The organism is Dyadobacter sp., from assembly GCF_051859145.1.
In the GTDB taxonomy this organism is placed as follows: domain Bacteria; phylum Bacteroidota; class Bacteroidia; order Cytophagales; family Spirosomataceae; genus Dyadobacter.
The window spans coordinates 1-7,975 of record NZ_JBHYGF010000184.1; the positions used below are offsets into that span (position 1 = coordinate 1).

Here is a 7,975-nt window from a genome sequence, read left to right on the forward strand (position 1 = left end):
CATCCAGTCCATCCTGATTAGCGTCGCCTATTGCGATAGCAAAGCCGCTTTTGGAAAGCATTTTGTGCAATGCGGCAGTTTGTTTGAAATCAATAAAGTTGGACTTCTCATGTTTGAAGTCAATTTTCAAATCTTCCGTCACATCCGTGAAAAGAGGTTCTGCTACCGCTTTCATCTGTTGAGGAAGGTCAGCCGCGTCTTTTTGAGCGAGCTGCAAATGCTGGTTTGCGGCTACTTTATAGCGTTTTTGTGACCTTCCACCCGGCCAGGTTACCAGCAAGCTGTCAATCGCTTTACTTTGCCCCAAACCGAAATGCAAGCCGGTACCCACTGAAGAAATAAAGCCGCGCGCGACGAACATTTCAGCGTACTGCACCTGCTCTCCCTGCCAGATCGTAACACTGCTGCCGATACCCGCGAGATTTCCTTTATCCCCTTTTAATGTGATTGAAAGATAGTTGCCACCCGCTTTTTCCCGGCTTTGATTTTGGTAAATGAATGGTTCAGAATCAATGTTATTGACAACAAGATCAAGGTCTCCGTCTCCGTCCAAATCCGCGTAAGCGGCTCCGTTTGAGTAGGATAGTTCATCCAGTCCCCACACTTTGGATGTGTTTTCAAATGCCAGGTTGCCCGCATTTTTATAAGCGTAGTTCGGGATTTTCACCTCGGGTACTTTTTGTATCAATTCCAATGCATTCTGCTGCTTGAAATTGTTGGTGCCAAAACTCGAAAAATCTTCTTTGAACTGGATAAAATCACGATCGGTCACGTCACGACGATAACCGTTTGTGATGAAAATGTCTTTCAGCCCGTCGTTGTCATAATCGGCAATGAGCGGCGCCCAGCTCCAATCTGTTTTGGAGATCCCCGCGACCAGGCCCACTTCCGAGAACTGCGGCGCGCCACTGGCTTTATCCATTGTTCCCAGGTTCAATTGGAGCATATTCCGCATGTATTGCAGCTGGTATCCATATTGTTCCGAAATGCTCATTTCCTTGCGATCGTAATCCTGGCCAGCCAGCATCTTCTTCTGTCTCAGGTTATCTTCCGGCAGCATATCGAGCTGGAAAATGTCGGGGTAAGTGTCGTTGTTAATGTCAGCGATGTCCACGCCCATTCCGAACAGGCTGGTGTGTGCGGTAGCTTCTTTGATCACATTCTGAAACGCGGGATTTGTGCCGGAGCCTGCATTTAAATACAGCATATCGCTGCTGATGAAGTCGTTGGAGCAATAAATGTCGGGGTAACCGTCTTTATTCAGGTCGCTTACCGCCAGCCCAAGTCCCAGCCCTTCGTATTTGACACCTGCTTCGCGCGAAATATTGGTGTACCTGGGCAGACCATTTTCACCAATACCTTCATTGATATAAAACTTGCCTGTGCTAGGGTAGGAGCCGTCGTGATAGGTTTTTCGGATGAAATTCGGGTTTTGTAAATCAGGCGCGGTGTTCATCAGGTACGCGTCGAGGTCACCGTCCAGATCGGCATCGAAGAATGTAGTCTGCGTGGTAAATGCATTGTCATTCAGCCCATAAGCTTTGGCTGACTCTTTGAAGGTTGGTATTCCATCGGTCCCGTTTCCCTGATTGACAAACAGCAGGTTTTCAGAATCGGGCATTTTCAGGTGTCGCGCTACGCTGATGTAAATATCCAGCAGACCATCCTGGTTGATATCCACCATAGAAATACCACTGCACCAGCGGCTGGTAGTCACGCCGGCTTTTTCAGTAATATCCTCAAAAGCCCAGTTTTTCGAGACAGTATCGATCTTACTCAAATACAACCTGCTGCTCACCTGATTGCCGGCAAAGAAAATATCCGGCTTCCCATCCCCATTCAAATCCCCAATCCCAACGCCCCCGCCATTGTAAAAGTTGGTAAAAGTAAACGGGTTAATGGAATCGTTGGGTGTGAGTTTGTTAATGAAATGGATGTTGGTTTCTGTGGGAGTGTGGGATAGAAAAAGCGTATCCTGCTTCTTGGAACAAGCGCCAAGAAGCAGGATGATCATGAAGTAGCTCGCGAGGTTAATACCCCGGGTTCTGGTCTTTTGCTTCAATCTTTGCATTGTTATCTACTTCCTGTTGCGGGATTGGGAGCAGTTCGTGTTTGTTGGCCTGGAAATAAGCAATCGGCTCGGATTTCAGCTTTTTGTTTTTCCGCCAGCGAAGAATATCGCGGTTACGGATCTGCTCGCCGCTGAGCTCCACGCGGCGCTCGTGCATAACCGCTGCAAAAACCTGGTCTTTGGTACCTACCGGATATTTGGCAGTAGGGTAGGCGGGCATGGAAACACTCTTGCGTGCGCGTACCATATTCAGGTATTTCACTGCATTCGGAATGTTGCCCAGCTCGTTTTCAACTTCTGCCAGCGACAGTAATGTTTCTGCAAAACGCATAATCCGCTGATTAATACCGCCTGTGAGGAAAGATTCGTTCATTTTGTACATCAGCGAATATTTCTGCCAGCTTACCTTCTTGGTTACACCGTCAACTACCGACGAGCTTCCGTTCTGCTGTCCGTCAGTAAGCGTCGAGTTCCCATTGTTATACTTCTCGCCGGTGAAATAAAACGAATCGTCGTAGCGCGGGTCGGTCTTGGCATCTCCTTTGGTTGTTTTTTCAAAATCATTGAGCAACTCATTGGAAGGGATAATATTCCGCCAGCCTATTGCAGAATATTCCTGCGTACGCACAGTTTCAGTACCGGCTGTTGCGCCATTGCCGTCACCATCCCAGTTGTACACCCCGCCAGAAGGATAGAAGTTCACCTCGAAAATGGATTCTTTGTTGAACTCGGTTTCTTCCAGGAAGTTGTCGTTGTAGTTATCAACCAGCGCATACACATTGGAATCATACACTTTCATCAGCTCCGTTTTTGCATTGGCATAATCGCCCTGCTGCATGTAAACACGGGCGAGCAGCATTTGTGCCGCGCCTTTGCTGGCTCTTCCCTGGTTTGCTGCATTATAGGTAGCGGGCAGTTGCCCCTGGATTTCCTGCAATTCCGCAATCAGGTATGCATATACCTCGGCTTCGGTTGATCTTGGCAAGCTACCGTCCACCGTTTGCACATAGTTTTTATACAAAGGCACACCGCCCCACATACTCACCAGTTCGTAATATGCATATGCACGAAGGAAGCGGGCTTCCGCCAGCAGGCGCGCCTTGTCTGCCTCTGCAATGTCGGCTACCGCTGTGGAGTTGTCGACCACGGAGTTGGCGCGGTGGATCAGGCGGTAGTAAGCCTGCCAAACCGTACCCGCGACCGAGTTACCACTGTCGTGTGTACCAATCAGGAGCTGGTTACGTGGCGTTTCAAGCTGGCCGCCACCTGCTGCCGCATCATCTCCCCGCAAATCATGCAGGAAAAACCATTCACGTGCAACCAGGTTATTGGATTTGAGCATGGAATACACGCTGGTAACCCCGCTCGTGAGTTCTGCGCCGTTTTTGTAATAGTTATCGACGGTCACGCCATTCGGGTTGGTCTTTTCCAGCACATCTTCGTTGCAGGAAAAAGTGATTCCGATTAACAGCAGTGACGCAATGATGATCTGTTTTTTCATTTCAGTGCTTTTCAAAAGTGATTAAAAGCCAAAACTTAGTCCTACCTGCAAGGTTCTTGGCTGCGGGTACATGCCGTAGTCGATACCGTTGATCAGCTGCGTGCCGGTTGCCGTGGATGAACCATTGGCGCCGATTTCAGGATCCAATCCGGAGTACTTCGTGAAAGTAAGCAGGTTGGTCGCCGACACATATACGCGGGCTCTTGTGATGGTATTCCGGGTTAGTGCAGACAGCCCTTTTGAAGGAATGGTGTAACCAATGCTGAAATTCTTGATCCGCATATAAGAACCATCTTCGATAAAGCGGTCGCTTGTTTTGCTGTTGTTGTTCGGATCGCCGCTTACCGCGCGGGGTACGTCGGTATTGGTATTCTGAGGTGTCCATGCATTGAGCACGTCGGTTCCTGCATTGAATAACCGTAGCATTCCCTGCTCGATTACTTTGGTACCATTGTAAATTTTATTACCCTGAACCCCTTGCAGGTACAATGTAAAATCAAATCCCTTGTAGCTGCCTCCGAAATTGCCGCCATAGCTGAACTTCGGAATAAAGCTGCCGAGGTACTCGCGGTCGCTGCCGTCGATTACGCCATCGCCGTTAATATCTTTGAATCGGATATCACCCGGTGCAGCCGCTGCCTGGTATTTGGTCTGGTCGTTTCCGTCCAGCGCATTGGCCGCGTCAATTTCTCCCTGATTCTGGAAGATACCGTCTACTCTCCATCCGTAAAATGATTGGATAGGGTGGCCGGCTTCTGTTTTAGTGATATCAAAACCGCCGAAATCGTCATTTTTTCCAGAGAAGATAGTAGCGCTTTCTGTAGCGAGACTGACAACTTTGTTTCTGGTAATATCCAGGTTGACAGATGCATTCCATTTGAAATCTCCATCGTTTTTGTTGTAACCCAACTGGAATTCATAACCCCAGTTCTTCATTTTGCCAATGTTGGACAATGGGGATGAAGAGTAACCCAGCGAGTTAGGGATCGGTACTTCGAGCAAAAGTCCGTCGGTGTTGCGGTTGTAGCGCTCCGCCGTAAATGTAATGCTGTTGTTGAACAAGGCCAGGTCGATACCCAGGTTGGTCATCGCTGTGCTTTCCCATTTCAGCTCGGTGTTACCCAGTGCGCTGAAATACGATCCGAGCAGCTTGTTTCCACCAAAATAGTAATTGGAATTATCCGCCTGCACCAGTGATTGCCACGCGTAGCTGCCGATTCCATTGAAACCTGTCTGACCGTAGCTCGCGCGGACTTTCAATTCAGAAATAGCCGGAACCGATTTCAGAAATTCTTCCTCGCTGATCCGCCAGCCGAGTGAAACCGATGGGAAAGTACCCCATTTATTGCCTGGCGCAAACCGCGAAGAACCATCCCGACGCACCGAGGCACTCAGCAGGTACTTGCCTGCATATTCGTAGTTCAAACGGCCGACGTAGGAGATAAGCGCACTTTCATCCAATGAGCTGCTCGCATTTGGGTTGGAAATACCCTGCATCTGGTCAATGTCATTGTTTGGCCGATATCCGGAACCGTTGACTGTATTGGTACGGAAAGTTTGCTTATCAACGATCGCTGTGACATTCAGCAGGTGTTTGCCAAAAGTTTTGTCAAAAGTCAGCTGGTTGGTCACCACAGGCGAATAGTAGCTCGTCCGTCCATTGCGGATTTCGAATTGTGTCCGCGACTTATAGCCGTCATTGTAGATCGGGAACTGCTCGTTCGACAATGCGCTCACCACATCAGCTCCGAAACTGAACCGGTACCGTAAAAAGCTGGTGATATTCAACTCGGCGAACAACGAACCAAGCATTTTAATGCGCTGATTGCGCGTAATGTCCATTTCGGCAATGCGAAGCGGGTTATCCGGGTCACTTCCGTCGGCCGCAGTAGGAGAGCTGTAGCCGCCGACTTTGGTAGGGTCAGTTACTGGCCAGTAAGGCAGGTTACGTATCGCCTGCATCACCAGGGTACGTCCACCGCCAAATCCCTGCTCGCCGCGATTCTTATCATAAGAAAATGTAAGCGTCTGCCCGATTTTCAGGAATTTGGTTACCTGATGATCTGAGTTGATGCGGAAGTTGGCGCGTTTGTAATTGGTACCCACTAAAATACCTTCCTGATCAAAATAGCCCGCAGAAGTAAAGAACCGCGAAACGCTGTTACCCCCGCTCACTGAAAACTGGTGCTGCTGAATAGGCGCATTCCTGAATAGTACGTCCTGCCAGTCGGTGTGCGTTTGCGCGAAAGTCTGCGATGCACCCTCGTATACAGGTTTGTTAAGATCCGAAAGGCGGCCTGGCATTGCTATACCTGCATTCCCCAGCAAAGCAGTCGCATACTGGATGTATTGATCGGTATTGAGCAAATCCAGTTTTTTCCACGCTGATTGTGTACCATAATAGGTATCCACATTCACGTGCAGCTTTCCGTCCTGAGAACCTTTTTTTGTTGTAATAATAATCACCCCGTTGGAAGCACGCGAACCGTAAATGGCCGCCGAGCTCGCATCTTTCAGTACTTCAAGCGACTCGATATCTTTCGGATCCAGGTTGTTGAGGTCGCCGGAAGGAATCCCGTCAATTACGTACAGCGGTCCCGAGGCATAGTTAATGGAGCCGATACCACGAATGCGGACGATCGGCGTTTGTCCGGGGCTACCATTGTTGACCACACGCACACCCGGCACGCGGCCCTGCAATGCCTGCTCGGCACTTACCACAGGAAGCGCAGTCAGTTCCTTGGGCGAAACCGACGATACTGCGCCGGTAAGCGACGACTTCTTCTGGGTACCATAGCCAATCACGACCATTTCTTCCAGTGCCTGGTTCTCGGTGGCCAGCTTTACATCAATGCGGGTTTTAGAACCCACTTCAATTTCCTGTCTGCCATAACCGATAAAGCTATAAACCAGCACGCTGCTCTCGGAAGGCACTTGTATGGAATACTCCCCATTTGCATTTGTGCTGGTACCCACATTTGCGCCCTTCAACGTCACATTCACACCCGGCAGGGCTTCACCATCTTCGGAAGTAACCCGACCTGTGACCTGCTTGTCGGCTGCCCGGGCGAATGCCATGTTCACGGATGCATTTACACACAGCATGAACATCACCCACAGCCTCACTTTCTTTAAACACGATTGTACATTGTTTCTCATAGGATAATGTATATGGACTAAAAGAACAAAAACTTGTATTAGTCAAAGGTTGTACGATTTCAATGAAATGTCAACCCCACACTTAACCTATGTCACTATAAGTTGATCAAATTGAACATTTGTTATAGTAATTCTCACAAAATTGCTGAATCGGAAGAAGTCGCCGGTAGGGGTTTTCGCTTGGCGTGAATGTATTCCGTGGGCAGCATGCCGAATTTGAGCTTGAAAGACTTGGTAAAATAGTTGGGTGAGGCAAATCCGGCAGCATAGGATATCTGGGAAACGTTCAGGTCGCTCTTCTCGGCCAGCAATGCCGCCTTTTCAAGCTTGATGGTTTTGATAAATTCAATGGGTGTTTGTCCTGTCATTTCCAGGAGCTTGCTGTATAATGTACCCCGGCTCATACCAAGTTGCTTGCTCATTTTTTCCACACTGAGCTCTGCACTGTTTGTCAGGTTTTTGTCTATATAAGCCAGGATATTTTTCATCAGCTTTTCAGTCCCGGAAACGATCTCAGGCTCTGGTTTCGAAATGTCGATCTGTTTGGAATAGGTACTTTTCAAAAGCCTGTTAAGCAGCAGCAGGTTGTTGATCTTGGCATTTAAGATCTCGAAATTGAAAGGCTTGGTCAGGTAATCGTTGGCGCCTGAGCTCAATCCGCGCAGTTCGTGCTCTTCTCCCGTGGAGGCGGTGAGCAGGATTACGGGTATATGCGCAGTACGTTTGTCAGATTTGATCTTCCGGCTTAGCTCGATCCCGTCCATTTCGGGCATAGCAATGTCGCTGATGATGATCTGCGGATGTTGCGCAAGCGTTTTCTGCCAGCCGTCCGATCCGTTTGCGGCTTCAATGATTTTGTAATTGATTTCCAGGTTGCTTTTAAGATAATGCCTGAACTCGTCATTGTCTTCAATAATAAGAATGTCAGCAGGTTGGTCCGGCAGCATTTTCGACATTTCGGGAGGTGCGATTGAAGCTGTAATCTCCGGCAGATCCACATTCGTAACTGCGGGTGTAATGATTTCGCCGGTTGCAGTGATGATCGTGTTTTTGCAAGGCAATTCCACCGTAAATGCGCTGCCTTGTCCGAGTGTACTCTCCACTTTGATAAACCCGCCATGCATTTGCACAAATTCCCTGACAATGGACAGGCCGATCCCGCTGCCCTGGTTTAGTACCGTGGAAGAATCGTTTTGGTAAAAGCGCTCGAATATCTTTTCGAGCTTGTTGCCCGGAATACCCAC

At 48.8% G+C, this 7,975-nt stretch carries 4 protein-coding genes; all 4 read right to left on the minus strand.

The window, feature by feature from the left end; translation table 11 throughout:
• On the minus strand, nt 1–2,062 hold a 2,062-nt coding region (locus tag ACTIE6_RS12000; RefSeq protein WP_439556863.1), incomplete at its 3' end, for a CRTAC1 family protein.
• Complete coding sequence (locus ACTIE6_RS12005) at nt 2,031–3,572, minus strand: RagB/SusD family nutrient uptake outer membrane protein (protein WP_439556864.1); 1,542 nt, start codon at nt 3,570–3,572, stop codon at nt 2,031–2,033. The genes ACTIE6_RS12005 and ACTIE6_RS12000, both read right to left, overlap by 32 nt.
• A gap of 21 nt (nt 3,573–3,593) precedes the next feature.
• Entirely contained in the window at nt 3,594–6,731 is a 3,138-nt protein-coding gene (locus ACTIE6_RS12010; protein WP_439556865.1) for a SusC/RagA family TonB-linked outer membrane protein, read from the minus strand.
• Nucleotides 6,732–6,865: 134 nt separating this feature from the next.
• Nucleotides 6,866–7,975 (minus strand): hybrid sensor histidine kinase/response regulator transcription factor (locus tag ACTIE6_RS12015; protein ID WP_439556866.1); only part of this gene is annotated, 1,110 nt, incomplete at its 5' end.

Bases quoted from the DNA above. Each gene is read 5' to 3' on its own strand.
- ACTIE6_RS12010 (WP_439556865.1), bottom strand. From the start codon at position 6,731: ATGAGAAACAATGTACAATCGTGTTTAAAGAAAGTGAGGCTGTGGGTG.
- ACTIE6_RS12005 (WP_439556864.1), bottom strand. From the start codon at position 3,572: ATGAAAAAACAGATCATCATTGCGTCACTGCTGTTAATCGGAATCACT.